Raw genomic sequence first — 16,564 nt, forward strand, 5'->3', positions numbered from 1 at the left:
ATTGTAGCGTGAGGTCATGCGGCCCCTTTACGGGGCGCACAAATGAAACACCCCGCAGCGCGGGGCATGCGGGGCGATGTGTCGAGCGCTGCGCGACTTAGTCGAAGCGGCCGGTACGGGCCATCTCCATCAGGCGCGCGATGCGCTCCTCGGTCGCCGGGTGCGTGGAGAACAGGTTCTGCAGGCCGCCGCCGTGCAGCGGGTTCATGATCATCATCTGCGCGGTGGCCGGATGCGCTTCGGCCGCCTGGAACGGGATGCCGGCCGCATAGCGATGGATCTTGTCGAGCGCGGTGGCGAGCGACTGCGGATCGCCGGAGATCTGCGCGCCGCCGCGGTCGGCCTCGAACTCGCGCGCCCGCGAGATCGCCATCTGGATCAGCGCACCGGCGATCGGCGCGAGCAGCGCGACCGCAATCCCCGCGATCGGGTTGGCCGGACGGCCGTTTTCGTCGCGGCCGCCGAAGAACATCGCGAAGTTGGCCAGCGCCGAAATCGCGCCCGCCATCGTCGCGGTGATCGTCGAGATCAGGATGTCGCGGTGCTTCACGTGCGCGAGCTCGTGCGCCATCACCCCGCGCATCTCGCGCTCGGACAGCACGCGCAGGATGCCCGTCGTCGCGGCGACTGCCGCGTGCTCGGGGTTGCGGCCCGTGGCGAACGCGTTCGGCGCGTCCTCGTTGATCAGATAGACGCGCGGCATCGGCAGGTTCGCGCGCGTGGCGAGCTCGCGCACCATCCGGTAGAACTGAGGCGCCGTGTTCTCGTCGACTTCCTGCGCGTTGTACATGCGCAGCACCATCTTGTCGGAGAACCAGTATGAGAAGAAATTCATGCCGAGCGCGAACAGCAGCGCGATCGTCATGCCGCGCGAGCCACCGATCATGCCGCCGATCACGATGAACAGGGCCGTGATCGCGGCCATCAGCATCGCCGTTTTGACCCAATTGAACATACCCACTCCTTATCCGTCAGGGGACCCGCCGACATCATAGTGCGCGGCGGAAAATTGTAAGCGATTTGTTAGATAAGGTCTTGCCGGAAAAATTCAATTTCAGCGTTGCGTCGCCGCGAGCCGCAGCCCGAGGCCGACGAAGGCGCTGCCCACCGTGCGATCAAGCCATTTCCTGACGCCCGGCTTGCCGGAAAAGCGCTGCGTGACGCTACCCGCGACCCACGCGACGATGCAGCTCCAGACGGTACTCATCACGAGGAACACCGACCCGAGGGCCAGGAACGCCAGCGCCTTGTGCGGGCTGTCGGCCGACACGAACTGCGGGAAGAAGGACACGAAGAACAGCACGACCTTCGGATTCAGCACGTTGGTCCAGAAACCCTGCATGAACAACTGGCGCAGCGGCTTCGCGGCCGTGGCCTGCGCCGCCTCGGCGCCTGCCGGCGCGGCGGCCTGCTTCGTGATGATCATGCGCACGCCGAGGTAGATCAGGTAAGCGGCACCGACCAGCTTGATCGCCGTGAACGCGGCCGCCGACGCCGCGAGCAGCGCGGTCAGGCCGAATGCACACGCAAGCGTGTGCACGCAGCAGCCGGCCGAGATGCCGAGCGCCGACATCAGCCCCGCGCCACGGCCCTGCGCGACGCTGCGGCCGACGATGTACGCCGTATCGGGGCCGGGCGTGACGTTCAGCAGGAAGACCGCGAGCACGAAGAAGCCGAAATGGGTGATGCCAAGCATGAGAACCTCGAAACCGGAATGCGCAGGGAAATTCTACGCGCGCCCGCCGCGCTGCGCGACTCGGCCATCCGGCCGATTGCGCGCGGACGCGATGCCGTGTCGAATGACGCTCAGGCCGCGTCAGGCAACGCGAAGCGCTGGCCCACGGCGAGCGGCGAGCCGGCCAGGAATTCGCGCGCGGGCAGCCGCTTGCCGCCCGGTTTCTGCAGTTGCGTGACGCGCAGCGCGCCGCTGCCGCAGGCGACGACCACGCCCTCCGGCGCAGCCTCGACGATCGTGCCGGGCGCCATGTCGACAGTCGTGCCGCGCGCCGCCACCGGCTCGGCCGCCCACAGCTTGATTGCCGCGCCGTCGAGCGTGGCGACGCCGCCCGGGAACGGGTCGAACGCGCGCACCTGGCGCGCGAGCACGTCGGCCGGCTTGCGCCAGTCGAGCGCCGCTTCGTGCTTGCCGATCTTTTCCGCATAGGTCACGCCGTCGGCCGGCTGCGGCGTGGCGGGCAGCGTGCCGTCGCGCTCGAGCCGCACCAGCGCATCGACGATCAGCCGCGCGCCGTCGGCGGCGAGCCGGTCGTGCAGCGTGGCGGTCGTGTCGTCGGACGCGATCGCGACGCGCGCTTCCTCGATCATCGCGCCGGTGTCGAGGCCGACGTCCATCTGCATCAGCGTGACGCCCGTCTCGGCGTCACCGGCCTCGATCGCTCGGTGGATCGGCGCGGCGCCGCGCCAGCGCGGCAGCAGCGACGCGTGGATGTTGATGCAGCCGGCACGCGGAATGTCGAGCACTTCCTGCGGCAGCAGCAGGCCGTATGCGGCGACCACCATCACATCGTGCGGGGTCGCGCGCAGCAGTTCGATCGCATCGGCCGCCTCCGCCGGGTACTTGCCCGCGCGGCGCAGCGACGGCGGCTGCGCGACGGGCATCCCGTGCTCGACGGCATAGCGCTTCACGGCGCTTGCCTGCAGTTTCATCCCGCGCCCGGCCGGGCGATCGGGCTGGGTGAGCACGAGCGGCACCGGAAAACCGGCCTCGTGGATCGCGGCGAGTGCGGCCGCGGCGAATTCCGGCGTGCCGGCAAAAATCACGCGCAACGTATGGGTCATGACAGCGTTCGGGATCGGGCTGGGCACACGCGCGTCACATCGCGCGTTCGAGTTTCTTCATCTTCGTCTTGATGCGGGTCTGCTTCAGCGGCGACAGATATTCGACGAACACGCGCCCCATCAGGTGATCCATCTCGTGCTGCACGCACACGGCCAGGAGGCCCTCGCAGTCGAGCTCGAAAGTCTCGCCGTGCTCGTTGAGCGCACGTACACGGACGTGGTTGGGACGCTCGACTTCGTCGTAGATCCCGGGCACCGACAGGCAGCCCTCCTCGTAGACCTGTTTCACGTCGCTCGACCAGATGATCTCGGGGTTGATGAACGCGCGCAGCTCGTTCTTCTCCTCGGAGACGTCGATCACGATCACGCGCTCGTGCACGTCGACCTGCGTCGCCGCGAGGCCGATGCCCGGCGCGGCGTACATGGTTTCGGCCATGTCGGCGACGAGCTTGCGGATCCGGTCGTCGACCTTGTCGACGGGCTTCGCGACCTTGTGCAGTCGCTTGTCGGGGTAATGAAGAATGTTCAGCAAAGCCATGGTGTTCGGTATTCGGTGGAGCGGCGTGCCGCATCGGCCATCCGGCCGGCTGGCGCCGCCGCCGGGATGCAATGAAGATGAGGCAGACGCGCGGCATATCAACGCCGCGGGTCATGCCTCCTGCAATTGGCCGGGCGCTCGTGCGCGCGGCCCTGTCGAGTATTTCGGATGATGAAAATTTTATCATGGCGCCACGCGCTCCGCTGGCCGCCGCGTTCGAGGGGAACCTCATGTCGCCGCAAGCGCTGACGACTTCCGCATTGCGCGCGTGGCTGCAGCTCGCGCATGCGCCGGGCATCTCACCCGCCGTGCTGCATGCATTGCTCGACGCATTCGGCTCGCCGGCGGCGCTGCTCGCCGCGTCCGACCGGGCCATCGGCGCGGCGAGCAGCGCCGCCGCCGCGCGGGCGGTGCGCGCCAGCGAGCGGGACGACCTCGACGCCTGCACCGACGCCGCACTGGCATGGCTCGATACACCGGGCAACGCGATCGTCACGCTCAACGATCCCGTCTATCCGCCACGGCTGCGCGACCTGCACGACCCGCCGCCGCTGCTATATGTAAAGGGCAGGCTCGACCTGCTGCACGCACGCGGGCTCGCCGTGGTCGGCAGCCGCCATGCGACGCCGCAAGGGCTCGCCGACGCCACGCGCTTCGCCCATGCGCTGTCCGACGCGGGGCTCGCGATCGTCTCCGGCCTCGCGCTCGGCATCGACGGCGCCGCGCATCGCGGCGGGCTCGACGGCCGCGCCGGCACGGTCGCGGTGATCGCGACGGGCGCCGATCTCGTCTATCCGGCGCGGCACCGCACGCTCGCGCACGACATTGCCGCGCGCGGCGCGATCCTGTCCGAATGGCCGCTCGGCACGCCCGCGCGGGCGTCGCATTTCCCTCAGCGCAACCGGCTGATCGCCGCGCTCGCGCTCGGCGTGCTCGTCGTCGAAGCCGCGCCGCGCTCCGGCTCGCTGATCACCGCACGCCTCGCGAACGAGTTGGGCCGCGACGTGTTCGCGATGCCGGGCTCGATCCACGCGCCGCTCGCGCAGGGCTGCCACGCGCTGATCCGCGACGGCGCGAAGCTCACCGCGACACCGCTCGACGTGCTCGAGGAGTACGGGCTGGACGAACCGGCAGCGCACACCGCCCACGCCGCGGCGAATTCGGGTACGCGCCCCGATAACGGCGAAACAGCCGGCACGCTGGGGCGACGCGCGGGCGAGTATGTCGGGAAACCGGTTTCCGCCGTTCCATCCACCGCATCGGCCGGAAACGAAGGCGTACCGCCCGACGACCCGGCCGAACGATCCGTGCTCGTCGCATTGGGATACGGCCCCGTTACTTACGAGTGGCTCGCGGAGCACAGCGGCCTGTCGGATGACGCGCTGCACCGCGCGCTGCTCGCGCTCGAACTGGCCGGCCGCGTCGCGAGCGTGCCCGGCGGACGCTTCGCGCGGCTTGACGTGGCGCCCACTCCGCCCGCGTCCGGCGTGCTACAGTCCCCCGCATAGGGCGGCCCGTGCCGCCGACGCTACCCAAGGAATTCCATGCCCGCGCTGAATCTCGACACCGATGCCGATCGGATCGCCGAGCGCCTCGCCGATCCCGACACGCTGCTGGTCGCCTGCCTGTGCGCCGAGTGGTGCGGCACCTGCCGCGACTACCGGACGGCCTTCGACCAGCTCGCCGATAGCCATCCCGACGCCTGCTTCGCGTGGATCGACATCGAAACCCACGCCGACCGGCTCGACGATCTCGACGTCGAGAATTTCCCGACGATCCTGATCGAGGACGCGAACACCGCGCGCTTCTTCGGCACGGTGCTGCCGCACGCGACGATCGTCGAACGGATGCTGTCCGACTTGAGCGCCGTGCCCGGCGCGCCGCACGCACCGAAATTGCGCAATATCCTGAACGTCGAGGCGTGAACCGCGCACCGGCCGGGCGGCTTTTCGCGCCGTTGCGCGTGCCGCCGCGCCGGGCGCGCTTGCCGCCGTTGCGCCCCCCCTCTATGATGAGCCGCTTTTTGCACGCCGAGCCGCCGTCGCTGCGGCGTGTGCTATAAAGCCGTCGTAAAAGGGACCCACGCCGGCGAACCCGGTCTACCAACACACATCTGTCATGTCCAAAGCTCTGATCATTGCGGAAAAGCCTTCTGTCGCGAACGACATCGCGCGCGCTTTGGGCGGCTTTACCAAGCATGACGAATACTTCGAGAGCGACGAATTCGTCCTGTCGTCCGCGGTCGGCCACCTGCTGGAAATCGCCGCCCCGGAAGAGTACGAGGTCAAGCGCGGGAAATGGAGCTTCGCTCATCTGCCCGTCATCCCCCCGCATTTCGACCTGAATCCGATCGCAAAAAGCGAGTCGCGCCTGAAAGTCCTGACCAAGCTGATGAAGCGCAAGGACGTCGATCGCCTGATCAACGCATGTGACGCGGGGCGCGAGGGCGAGCTGATTTTCCGCCTGATCGTGCAGCACGCGAAGGCGAAGCAGCCGGTCCAGCGCCTGTGGCTGCAGTCGATGACGCCGCAGGCGATTCGCGACGGTTTCGCGCACCTGCGCACCGACTCGGACATGCAGCCGCTCGCCGACGCCGCACGCTGCCGCTCGGAAGCCGACTGGCTGGTCGGGATCAACGGCACGCGCGCGATGACCGCGTTCAACAGCAAGGGCGGCGGCTTCTTCCTGACGACCGTCGGCCGCGTTCAGACGCCAACCTTGTCGATCGTCGTCGAACGTGAAGAGAAAATCCGCCGCTTCATCCCGCGCGACTACTGGGAAGTGAAGGCCGAGTTCGCATGCGCGGGCGGCTTCTACGAAGGCAAGTGGTTCGACCCGAAATTCAAGCGCGACGAATTCGATCCGGAAAAGCGCGACTCGCGCCTCTGGAGCCTGCCGGCCGCCGAAACGATCGTCGCCGCGTGCCGCGACCAGGTCGGCACGGTGTCCGAGGAATCGAAGCCGTCGACCCAGCTGTCGCCGCTGCTGTTCGACCTGACGAGCCTGCAGCGCGAAGCGAACAGCCGCTTCGGCTTCTCCGCGAAGAACACGCTCGGCCTCGCGCAGGCGCTGTATGAAAAGCACAAGGTACTCACGTACCCGCGTACCGACGCGCGCGCGCTGCCGGAAGACTACATTTCGACGGTGCAGTCCACGCTCGAGATGCTCAAGGAGAGCCACAACTACCTGCCGCATGCGAAGCAGGTGCTCGACAAGGGCTGGGTGAAGCCGAACAAGCGGATCTTCGACAACTCGAAGATCAGCGACCACTTCGCCATCATCCCGACGCTGCAGGCGCCGAAGTCGCTGTCCGAGCCGGAGCAGAAGCTGTACGACATGGTCGTGAAGCGCTTCCTCGCGGTGTTCTTCCCGGCGGCCGAGTTCCGCGTCACGACGCGGATCACCGAAGTCGCCGGCCATCACTTCAAGACCGAAGGCAAGGTGCTCGTCGAGCCGGGCTGGCTGCAGGTGTACGGCCGCGACGCCGAAGGCGCGGACGCGAACCTCGTGCCGGTGCAGAAGGACGAGAAGGTGAAGACGGACGAGATCGCCGCCGTCGCGCTCGTCACGAAGCCGCCCGCACGCTACTCGGAAGCGACACTGCTGTCCGCGATGGAAGGCGCGGGCAAGCTCGTCGAGGACGACGAGCTGCGCGAGGCGATGGCCGCGAAGGGCCTCGGCACGCCGGCGACGCGCGCGGCGATCATCGAAGGCCTGCTCGGCGAGAAGTATCTCGTGCGCGAAGGCCGCGAGCTGATCCCGACCGCGAAGGCATTCCAGCTGATGACGCTGCTGCGCGGGCTCGGCGTGAAGGAGCTGACCGCGCCCGAGCTCACTGGCGAATGGGAATACAAGCTGTCGCAGATGGAGCGCGGCAACCTCGGGCGAGACGCGTTCATGCAGGAAATCGCCCGCATGACGCAGCAGATCGTCAAGCGCGCGAAGGAATACGATTCCGACACGATCCCCGGCGATTACGCGACGCTCGAGACGCCGTGCCCGAACTGCGGCGGCCAGGTGAAGGAAAACTACCGCCGCTTCGCATGCACGAAGTGCGAGTTCTCGATCTCGAAGATTCCGGGCAGCCGGCAGTTCGAGATCGCGGAAGTCGAGGAGCTGCTGCGGGAAAAAACCATCGGCCCGCTGTCCGGCTTCCGCAGCAAGATGGGCCGTCCGTTCTCGGCGATCCTGAAGCTCTCGTTCGACGACGAAACGAAGAACTACAAGCTCGAGTTCGACTTCGGCCAGGACCAGGGCGGCGAGGAAGGCGAAGCGCCCGACTTCTCCGCGCAGGAACCGGTCGGCGCATGCCCGAAGTGCAAGGGCCGCGTGTTCGAGCACGGGATGAGCTATGTGTGCGAGCACTCGGTCGCGAATCCGAAGACCTGCGACTTCCGTTCGGGCAAGGTGATCCTGCAGCAGGAAATCACGCGCGAGCAGATGGCGAAACTGCTGGCCGACGGCCGCACGGATCTGCTGCCGAACTTCAAGTCGTCGCGCACGGGCCGCAACTTCAAGGCATTCCTCGTGAAGCAGCCGGACGGCAAAATCGGTTTCGAGTTCGAGAAGAAGGAACCGAAGGCCGCGGCCGCGAAGAAGACGGCAAAATCGGCGACGAAGGATGCCGAAACCGTGACGGAAGGCGCCGACGAGAAACCGGCACCGGCGCGCAAGACCGCCGCCCGCAAGACGACGGCGCGCAAGACGGGCTCCTGACGCACCGGGCGCCGGGGTTTCTCCGGCCCGTAGTACGCCGGTGAAGCGGCGACAAAAAAAACGCGGATCGATCGCTCGATCCGCGTTTTTTCTTGGTGCCTGCTGCCGGCCGTGCCGGTGCGCGGCCGCCGCGCCGTTACAGCGGCGACGGCACCGCGACGCGCGCGCGCGGCGAACGCGCGAGCCGCGGCTGCAGGTTCGGGTCGGTCGACCCGGGCGGCTCGGCACGCATCTCGACGCCGATCGGCGCAGGCGCCGCGCTCTGTGCGGCCCACTGTTCGCCCATCATCGCGTCGGTCGAGTGGCTGAAATATTCGACGAGGTGATCGATGAACGTGCGCACCTTCGCGGGCAGGTGGCGCCGGCTCGGATACGCGATGTTGATCTCGACCTGCGGCAGCCGGAAATCCGGCAGCAGCCGGACCAGCGCGCCGCGCGCGATGTCGCTGCCGATCAGGTAGCTGGGCAGGATCGCGACGCCCATCCCGAGCAGCGCGAACTGGCGCAGCATCGCGGTATTGTTCGCGACGATCACGTTGGTCGGGCGCACGCGCACTTCGCCGTCCGGCCCGGTGAACACGCGCTCGTCGCCCCAGTATTCGGTCGGCAGGCTCAGCGCCGGGTGTTCGGCGAGATGCTCCGGATGGGTCGGCACGCCGTGCTTTTCCAGGTAGCTCGGCGTCGCGCACACGGTCATGCAGCCCGTGGTCAGCCGACGCGTGACGATGCTCGCGCTGCGCATCTGGCGCGTCACGACGATGCCGACGTCGAAACCTTCCTCGACGAGATCGACCTGGCGGTCGACCAGCGTCAGATCCGGCACCACTTTCGGGAAATTCTCGGTGTACGACTGCAGGACGGGCGCAAGGTTGTGCAGGCCGAACACGACCGGCGCGACGATGCGCAACGTGCCGACCGGCTCGTGATTGCGCGCGACGACCATCTGCTCGACATCCTCGAGCTCATCGAGAATCTGGCGCGCCCGCTCCAGATAGACCTGGCCCGACTCCGTCAGCGAAAGGCTGCGCGTGGTGCGGTTCAGCAGGCGCGTGCCGAGCCGGCCTTCCAGATCGGCGACGTGACGCGTCGCGACCGCGTTGGAAATATCCATTGCACTCGCGGCCCGCGCGAAACTGCCGAGATCCGCAACCTTGACGAACACGCGCATCGACTGCAAATGATCCATAACGACTCCTGCCGCTGTTACAACTTCAAAAAGTTGAAGCAAATGCATAATTCTCCTACGACAGCGGAAATGATGCAGAGTTGCTCAACAAGGGCCGCCTTGACGATAAAAATAGTCAAAAATCCTCACTCATCGCGAATGGATGATCCAATTATTCTGATTGAAGCAACAATTGGGTGAACCTCCTCCGGTAAGCTGCCGAATCAGAAAGGACGTGTCTGATGCGACACAACATCGCATCCCGACGCGTCCGAGGGGAGCGGCGCCGGCTCAGGCCGGCGCCGATTGCGGCGGAGCGTAACAACCTGTTAAAAAGACACCACGACGTGCGCCGACGTAGCATCATGTCGGCCCCGGCCGGGCGGGACGGGTGCGCGACCTGCGCCGCCGCCGCTGCCGCTTTCAACGCGCGACTCCCGCTGATCATGAAAATTGCCATCCTCGACGACTACCAGGACGCCGTCCGCAAGCTGAACTGCTTCGAGATGCTCGCCGAGCACGACGTGAAGGTCTTCAACAACACGGTACGCGGCCTGGGGCAACTCGCGAGCCGCCTGGCGGAAGTCGAGGCGCTCGTGCTGATTCGCGAGCGCACGCCGATTTCGTCGCAACTGCTCGCCAAGCTGCCGAACCTGCGCATGATCAGCCAGACCGGCCGCATCTCGAGCCACATCGACCTCGAAGCGTGTACCGACCGCGGCATCGCGGTGCTCGAAGGCACGGGTTCGCCGGTCGCGCCCGCCGAGCTGACCTGGGCGCTCGTGATGGCCGCCCAGCGCCGCATTCCGCAATACGTCGCGAACCTGAAGCAGGGGGCGTGGCAGCAGTCGGGCCTGAAGACGTCGGCGCTGCCGCCGAACTTCGGCCTCGGCCAGGTGCTGCGCGGCCAGACGCTCGGCATCTGGGGCTACGGCAAGATCGGCCGGCTGGTGGCCGGCTACGGCAAGGCGTTCGGGATGAACGTGCTGATCTGGGGCCGCGAGCATTCGCTCGAGGCCGCGCGCGCCGACGGCTACACGGCCGCCGAGAGCCGCGAAGCGCTGTTCGAGCAGAGCGACGTGCTGTCGCTGCACCTGCGCATGCACGACGACACGCGCGGGATCGTCAAGCAGGAAGACCTGATGCGGATGAAGCCGACGTCGCTGCTCGTCAACACGAGCCGTGCCGAGCTGCTCGAGGAGAACGCGCTCGTCAACGCGCTGTCGCACAACCGTCCGGGGATGGTCGCGATCGACGTGTTCGAGAGCGAGCCGATCCTGCAGGGCTACAGCCTGCTGCGAATGGAAAACGTGATCTGCACGCCGCACATCGGCTACGTCGAGCGCGAAAGCTACGAGCTCTATTTCAGCGCGGCGTTCAAGAACATCCTCGCGTTCGACCAGGGCGATATGTCGAGCGTCGTCAATCCGGAAGCGCTGACGCCGCGCCGCGTGCGCTGACCGACTCCGACCGGTGCTGACCGGCACGGGGCGCGCTGGCCGCGCGGCTCTGCTGCCGGGCTTCCCGCCTTCAGGCGGCCACGCGGCCGCCCGTCATTGCGTCGACGCGCGTGAGGAAATGCTCGCCGTCGCGCCGTCCGAGGTCGTACGCATGCCGCATCTGCGACGGACTCGTGTAATCCCAGCTCGAAATCGGCACCTTGCTCGACGGCTGCACATACAGCCGCCGCTGGTCGCCGTGCGCGACCGTGAACATCTGCGGGCGCGGATACAGCCGCGTGACGAGCACCAGCACGTCGCCCGGCGACGTGTCGAGCGCGTCGACCGGCACGTTGTCGACCATCCCGCCGTCGAGTACCGGCCGGCCGTCGCGGCGCAGCACCGGCGTGAACGGCGGCGTGCACGACGACTGCAGGATCAGGTCGGCGAGCTCCTCGACACTCGCGCACGCCTGCGCGCGCACGAACTCGGGCCGGAAACCGAGCGTGCGCCCGAGCGTCGGGTGCAGCGTCTTGCGCAGGTACTTTTCGATGTTGTATGCGACGAGGCCCGCGGCGACCGCGCTGCGCGCGCCGAGCCAGCGCGGCACGTGCGACACGCCGATGCGGATCTCCGGCGCGTCGGCGAGCCGCGCGAACGGCTCGCCGTAGATGTCGAGCAGCGCCTGACGGTAGATCCGGTAATGCGGAAACACCGGCTCGCGGCCGAACAGGTTGCCCCAGTACGCGTTCTTGCGGTTGTGGCGCAGCGCTTCCTCGTAATAGCGCATCACCCACGCGGCGTCGCGTGTATACAGCATGCAGGCGGTCGCCGCGCCGGCGGAGATCCCCGCGATCACGCGCGGGCGCAAGCCGAGCGCCGGCTGCGCGACGTCCCAGAAGCCGGCCTGCCACCAGCAGCGATTGCCGCCGCCCGCGAAGACGATCTGGTCGAACATCGCGCCGCTCAGCTGACGAGCGCGTAGGTCGACGTCGCGTGAACGGCCATCTTGCCGTCCTCGTCGAACAGCTCGACTTCGCCGAATACCAGGTTGCGGCCCATCCGCAGCACGCGCGCGGTGACGAGCACGTCGCCCTTGCGCACCGGACGCATGAAGTTCGTGTTCAGCGAGACGGTGGTCATCGGCCGGAACTCGCCGAGCGCGGCCGAGATCGCGACCACCATCGCGGTGTCGGCGGCGGCCGTGAACACCTGGCCGCAGATGACCCCGCCCGAATGACGGAATTCGCCGGAAAACGGCAGGCGCATCGTGACGCTGTCGTCGCCGATCGATACGGGGACCAGACCGAGCGAGCGGACCCACGGGGCCAGCAGGCGATCCAGCAATTCGCGGACTGCGTTTTCGTCCATCTTCGAATGTCCAGAAAACGTTGCGCGACCGCCGCGCAACGGGTGTGGACGTCATCATACCGGGAGCGCGCCAACTGCGATGGCTCATTACCGCGGCGACGGCCGCCGTCGCCGCCACGAAATATTTTGAGGAAATTCGCAGAAAGGGCTTGCCAAGTCCAAAATACACGGGCATAATCTTTCTTCTGTTGGGGGCGTTAGCTCAGTTGGTAGAGCAGCGGACTCTTAATCCGTAGGTCGAGTGTTCGAGTCACTCACGCCCCACCAGGAATTCCAAAGGCCGGTCAGCGCAAGCTGACCGGCCTTTTTCCATTTCCGGCGCCGCCCGGCCTCGGCCCCTCCTCGCGACGGGCAATCACATTGATGCCTCGCCCAGGTACTTTCCGCTAGAATCGTCCGACAAAATATCACACGACCGGGACGGCGATCGCCGTATCGCCGCCGGCACTGAGAGAGCATGGGACGTCAGACATGGAATCATGTGAACGAGACGCGACCATTCAGAGGGCATGGTCACGCCGACAACGGCACGCACATCGTGTCGCCTCCTCCCCCCGATCGCATCCGGGCCCGTCGCGTGACGCGCACTACGGATCCGGCCATGCCGCGTAAGGACGCGCTCGTCGCACTCGCGCTCGGCGTTGCGCTGCTCGTGGTCGCAGCCATGCTCGCCGTCACCGCGAGCCATGCGGCCGGCGACCTGATCCGTACGCCGGGCACGGTCGTGCGCATCGTGCAGGACAGCGACGCGATGCGTGCATACCGCCCGATCGTCGCCTATTTGGCGAACGACGGCCGCCGCCGCGAAGTCGCCGGCAATACCGCATCGGTGGTCCCGGCCTACGACATCGGCGAAAGCGTGGACGTCCTGGTCGATCCGGCCCATCCGAACCGTCCCGCACTGATCGACGATTTCACGCAACGCTGGTTGCCCGTCGCGGTGCCGGCGCTGCTTGCAGTCGCATCGCTGGCGATCGGTAGCCTGCTGTACGTGAACGCGCGCCGCGGCCGGCAGGCCGACGCGCTGTCTGCGCCAGCCGCCCGCAAAGCGGTCCGGCGCCGCTGGAACATCGCGATCGTGCTGATTCCGATCGCGATCGGCACCGGCTTCCTGGCCGGCGCCGGCGCCGCCGGGCTGCGCCAGTGGCAGATCGCCCGCCATTACGCGCACTCGACCGGCCATGTCGTCGAGATCGCCGAAACCGCCCAGTCGTCCCGCACGCGCACGTCGCTCTATTCGGCGACCATCGCGTTCATGACCGACAGCGGCCGCCCCGTCACGTTCGCGCAAGGCTCGACCTCGTCGCGCCCCGGGCTGTACGAAGGCGAGGTGGTCGACGTGCTGTACGACCCCGTCACGCCCGAGCGCGCGGTCATCGACCGGTTCTGGGACCGGTGGGGGCTCACGGCCATCCTGTTCGCGATCGGCGCGCCGTTCCTCGTCGCCGGACTGTTCGTCGTCGGGGCGCTGTGGCCCGAGCCTCGGCCGCACGAACTCGCCGAATGACGAACGCGGAAGAACCGGGCCGTCAACGTCGCGGCCCCGGCTTCACCGCTCCCTGAACGCCTCCACCTTCGCTCGGTTGCCGCACGTGCGCATGTCGCACCAGCGGCGTCCGACGCCGCGGCCGCGATCGACGAAGAACCACGTACAGCGGCCGCACTGGCGCACGCGCGCGAAATCGTCGCCGCGCAGCAGATGCTCGAACCCGAGCGCGGCCGCGTCGATCCAGCGCGACGCGGCGCGCGCATCGGGCCGCCACGCGAAGCGGCCGTCGACCGCGTCGAATCTGCTGCGCCCGATCGCATCGCGAATCGCCTCGGCGAGCCGGTCCGCCGCTCGCGCGCCGGCACTGCCGCCTTCGCCGGCCGTCAGGTGCGCGAGCGCCGCATACGCATCCTCGCGAAAACCGTGCAGCGCGACGAGTTCGTCCGCGCCGTCCTGCCGGGGATGACGCAGAAACCGCGTCAGGTCGGCCTCCGCCAGCAACCCCGACTTCCCGGCCCAGGCACGCACGGCCGGCCAGTCGACGAGTTTGTCCTCATCGCGCGTCTTGCCCGTGTCGGCCACCGTGTTCAGGAAATCGAGCGCCGGATGGCCGCCGACGAAATCGGCCGCACGCCATGTATGCGCCGCTCGCGCAGGCTCGTGTCGAGTAACCATTTATTTTCACCTATCGGTTTCACATCCGAGTGAACAAGCGTAACCTGTTAACAACCAAAACAGGTTAGCACGGAGGCACCGATGCTCGAGCTCGCCAATCGCTACAATTTTGAAGGTCACCGGATCGCATGGGGCACGCTCGGCGAAGGGCCGCCGCTCGTGCTCGTGCACGGGACGCCGTTCTCGTCGCAGGTGTGGCGCCGCATCGCGCCGTGGCTCGCACGGCGTCATCGCGTGTTCTTCTACGACCTGCTCGGCTACGGCCAGTCGGACATGCCCGACACGGACGTCTCGCTCGGCCGGCAGAACGCGCTGTTCGGCGCGCTGCTCGCCGAATGGAAACTCTCACGCCCGCGCGTACTCGCGCACGACTACGGCGGCGCAACCGTGCTGCGCGCGCATTTCCTCGACGGTATCGCGTATTCGGACCTGACACTCGTGAACCCCGTCGCGATCGCGCCGCAAGGCTCGCCGTTCGTGCGTCACGTCGCGCAGCACGAAGCCGCGTTCACCGGGCTGCCGGCGTATGCGCATCACGCACTCGTGTCGGCCTACATCGGCAATGCGGTCGCACGGCCGTTGAGCGACGACGTGCTGTCGATCTACCGCTCGCCGTGGCTCACGCCGGCCGGCCAGCCGGCGTTCTATCGGCAGATCGCGCAGATGCGCCAGCGCTATATCGAGGAAGCCGAGGCCCGTTATGCGCCGCCGGACTTTCCGGTGCGCATCGTGTGGGGCGAGGACGACGCGTGGATTCCGCGCGAACAGGGGCAGGCGCTCGCCGATCGCATCGCGGGCGGCACGCTGATCCGCGTGCCGCGCGCGGGGCACCTGGTCCAGGAGGATGCGCCCGAGGCGATCGTCGCCGCGGTGCTCGACGCACACGGACAGGAATGATCGCCCACGCAGCCGCGTGGCGTGGCCAATCAGAAGGCCGGCACGCCCTGCGCGAGCGTCGCGACGAACTTCGCGGTGCGCGGATCTCGCGGCCGCCCGAACAGCTCGCGCGACGCGCCGGCCTCGACCACGCGGCCATCCGCGAGAAACACCGCATCGTGCGCGACCGACGCAGCCAGGCGCAGGTCGTGCGTGGCCATCAGCATCGTCGTGCCTTCCCGCGCGAGCTGGCGCAACACTTCGACGACTTCGACGGACAATTCGGGATCGAGCGCGGACGTCGGCTCGTCGCACAGCAGCACCTGCGGCGACGGCGCGAGCGCGCGTGCGATGGCCACGCGCTGCTGCTGGCCGCCCGACAACGTCGCGGGCCATGCGTCGGCCTTGTCGGCGATACCGACCTTGTCCAGCAACGCGAGCGCCCGTTCGCGCGCCTGGTCGCGCGGCCAGCGCTGCACGGTCACGAGCCCTTCCATCACGTTCTGCACGACGCTCAGGTGCGGAAACAACTGGAAGTTCTGGAACACCATGCCGGTCTGACGGCGCACCGCGAACACGTGATCGCGCGACGGGCGGTGCCCCGCCGCGAAGTCGATGCGGGCGTCGCCGACCGTGAGCGCGCCCGCCTCCGGCACTTCGAGCAGGTTCACGCAGCGCAGCAGCGTGCTCTTGCCGCTGCCGGACGGCCCGATCAACGCGGTCACGCTGCCGGGCTGCAATGCGAGGTCGATGCCGGTCAGCACGCGCTGCGCGCCGAACGACTTGTCGATGCGTTCGAGACGGATCATCGCAACTCCGCGTGGAACAGCGCATGGCGCCCGAAGCGCAGCTCGAGCCGACGCTGCAGCGACGAGAGCACCGAGCTGAACAGCAGATAGATCAGCGCGGCTTCGGTATAGAGGATCAGCGGCTCGTAGGTGACGGCTGCGATGCGCTGCGCGGCCTGGAAGATCTCGGGCACGGTCAGCACGGCCGCGAGCGACGTGTCCTTTACCAGCGAGATGAACGAATTCGACAGCGCGGGCAGCGCGACGCGCGTGGCCTGCGGCAGGATCGCGCGGCGCAGCGCCTGCGCGCGCGTCATCGCCATCGAGTACGCGGCTTCCCACTGCCCTTTCGGGATCGATTCGATCACGCCGCGGATCACCTCGGCGTTGTACGCGCCGACGTTCAGCGAGAAGCCGATCACGGCGGCGGTCAGCGGATCGAGCACGATGCCGACGTTCGGCAGCCCGTAGAAGATCACGAACAGCTGCACGAGCAGCGGCGAGCCGCGAAACAGCCAGATGTAGAAACGCACGCCGGCCTGCGCCCAGCGCGGCCCGAACAGGCGCGCGAGCGCCGCGCCGAACGCGAGCAGCAGGCCGATCGCGAACGACGCGAGCGCGAGCGGAACCGTGAACACGAGCCCCGCCACCAGCAGGGGCCGCAGCGATTCCGCCATCAAGTGCAGCCAGGGCGGCATCGGTCAGCCT

Annotated in this window: 16 protein-coding genes and 1 tRNA gene; 7 read left to right on the top strand and 10 right to left on the bottom strand. The window is 67.6% G+C overall.

All coding sequences use genetic code 11. The features are described from left to right. Positions 1–97 precede the first annotated feature (97 nt). The 4 genes from htpX to def form a co-directional block, all read right to left on the bottom strand. Entirely contained in the window at positions 98–955 is an 858-nt protein-coding gene (gene htpX / locus DID99_RS09970) for a zinc metalloprotease HtpX (RefSeq protein WP_006485774.1), read from the bottom strand. Between the two features lie 99 nt (positions 956–1,054). Next, positions 1,055–1,696, bottom strand: coding sequence for a LysE family translocator (locus DID99_RS09975; RefSeq protein ID WP_124520559.1), 642 nt, complete (start codon positions 1,694–1,696; stop codon positions 1,055–1,057). Between the two features lie 110 nt (positions 1,697–1,806). Beyond that, entirely contained in the window at positions 1,807–2,799 is a 993-nt protein-coding gene (fmt, locus tag DID99_RS09980; RefSeq protein WP_124486706.1) for a methionyl-tRNA formyltransferase, read from the bottom strand. A 34-nt stretch (positions 2,800–2,833) separates the two neighbouring features. Next, on the bottom strand, positions 2,834–3,337 hold the full coding sequence (gene def / locus DID99_RS09985; RefSeq protein WP_124666569.1) for a peptide deformylase: 504 nt from the start codon (positions 3,335–3,337) through the stop codon (positions 2,834–2,836). Between the two features lie 230 nt (positions 3,338–3,567). On the opposite strand from def, the gene dprA reads away from it, so the two are divergent. The 3 genes from dprA (at position 3,568) to DID99_RS10000 (ending at position 8,053) form a co-directional block, all read left to right on the top strand. Further along, on the top strand, positions 3,568–4,845 hold the full coding sequence (gene dprA, locus DID99_RS09990; protein WP_409362694.1) for a DNA-processing protein DprA: 1,278 nt from the start codon (positions 3,568–3,570) through the stop codon (positions 4,843–4,845). Between the two features lie 36 nt (positions 4,846–4,881). Then, on the top strand, positions 4,882–5,262 hold the full coding sequence (locus DID99_RS09995; RefSeq protein ID WP_124520561.1) for a thioredoxin family protein: 381 nt from the start codon (positions 4,882–4,884) through the stop codon (positions 5,260–5,262). Between the two features lie 193 nt (positions 5,263–5,455). Then, a complete protein-coding gene (locus tag DID99_RS10000) occupies positions 5,456–8,053 on the top strand; it encodes a DNA topoisomerase III (RefSeq protein WP_044847346.1) in 2,598 nt (865 codons plus the stop codon). A 136-nt stretch (positions 8,054–8,189) separates the two neighbouring features. Here the strand turns inward: DID99_RS10000 and DID99_RS10005 are convergent, their stop codons facing one another. Beyond that, on the bottom strand, positions 8,190–9,239 hold the full coding sequence (locus DID99_RS10005) for a LysR family transcriptional regulator (protein ID WP_124520562.1): 1,050 nt from the start codon (positions 9,237–9,239) through the stop codon (positions 8,190–8,192). A 425-nt stretch (positions 9,240–9,664) separates the two neighbouring features. On the opposite strand from DID99_RS10005, the gene DID99_RS10010 reads away from it, so the two are divergent. Further along, entirely contained in the window at positions 9,665–10,678 is a 1,014-nt protein-coding gene (locus DID99_RS10010; RefSeq protein ID WP_044847344.1) for a D-2-hydroxyacid dehydrogenase family protein, read from the top strand. A 70-nt stretch (positions 10,679–10,748) separates the two neighbouring features. Here DID99_RS10010 and DID99_RS10015 read toward each other — a convergent pair whose 3' ends face one another. Together DID99_RS10015 and DID99_RS10020 are read right to left on the bottom strand one after the other, a co-directional pair. Continuing rightward, positions 10,749–11,615, bottom strand: a complete 867-nt coding sequence (locus DID99_RS10015; RefSeq protein WP_124570771.1) for a patatin-like phospholipase family protein — start codon at positions 11,613–11,615, stop codon at positions 10,749–10,751. A gap of 8 nt (positions 11,616–11,623) precedes the next feature. Next, complete coding sequence (locus tag DID99_RS10020; protein ID WP_044847342.1) at positions 11,624–12,028, bottom strand: PaaI family thioesterase; 405 nt, start codon at positions 12,026–12,028, stop codon at positions 11,624–11,626. Between the two features lie 191 nt (positions 12,029–12,219). Here DID99_RS10020 and DID99_RS10025 point away from each other — a divergent pair. Further along, a tRNA-Lys gene (locus tag DID99_RS10025) sits at positions 12,220–12,295 on the top strand. A 190-nt stretch (positions 12,296–12,485) separates the two neighbouring features. Beyond that, a complete protein-coding gene (locus DID99_RS10030; RefSeq protein WP_124666571.1) occupies positions 12,486–13,535 on the top strand; it encodes a DUF3592 domain-containing protein in 1,050 nt (349 codons plus the stop codon). A 42-nt stretch (positions 13,536–13,577) separates the two neighbouring features. Here DID99_RS10030 and DID99_RS10035 read toward each other — a convergent pair whose 3' ends face one another. Then, positions 13,578–14,192 carry a CGNR zinc finger domain-containing protein gene (locus tag DID99_RS10035; RefSeq protein ID WP_124520564.1) on the bottom strand — a complete coding sequence of 205 codons (615 nt, stop codon included), beginning with the start codon at positions 14,190–14,192 and terminating at the stop codon, positions 13,578–13,580. A gap of 81 nt (positions 14,193–14,273) precedes the next feature. Between DID99_RS10035 and DID99_RS10040 the strand changes: the two genes are divergently transcribed. Further along, positions 14,274–15,089 carry an alpha/beta fold hydrolase gene (locus DID99_RS10040; RefSeq protein ID WP_124570774.1) on the top strand — a complete coding sequence of 272 codons (816 nt, stop codon included), beginning with the start codon at positions 14,274–14,276 and terminating at the stop codon, positions 15,087–15,089. Between the two features lie 29 nt (positions 15,090–15,118). On the opposite strand, the gene DID99_RS10045 is transcribed toward DID99_RS10040, so the two are convergent. Together DID99_RS10045 and DID99_RS10050 are read right to left on the bottom strand one after the other, a co-directional pair. Further along, positions 15,119–15,877 (bottom strand): amino acid ABC transporter ATP-binding protein, encoded by a 759-nt coding sequence (locus DID99_RS10045; RefSeq protein ID WP_124666572.1) that lies wholly within the window; start codon positions 15,875–15,877, stop codon positions 15,119–15,121. Further along, positions 15,874–16,554, bottom strand: coding sequence for an amino acid ABC transporter permease (locus DID99_RS10050; protein WP_124666573.1), 681 nt, complete (start codon positions 16,552–16,554; stop codon positions 15,874–15,876). The genes DID99_RS10045 and DID99_RS10050 overlap by 4 nt, the downstream gene beginning before the upstream one ends. Positions 16,555–16,564: the final 10 nt, after the last annotated feature.

Origin of the sequence: Burkholderia sp. Bp8986 (genome assembly GCF_003854225.1) — a bacterium.
Lineage (GTDB): Bacteria > Pseudomonadota > Gammaproteobacteria > Burkholderiales > Burkholderiaceae > Burkholderia.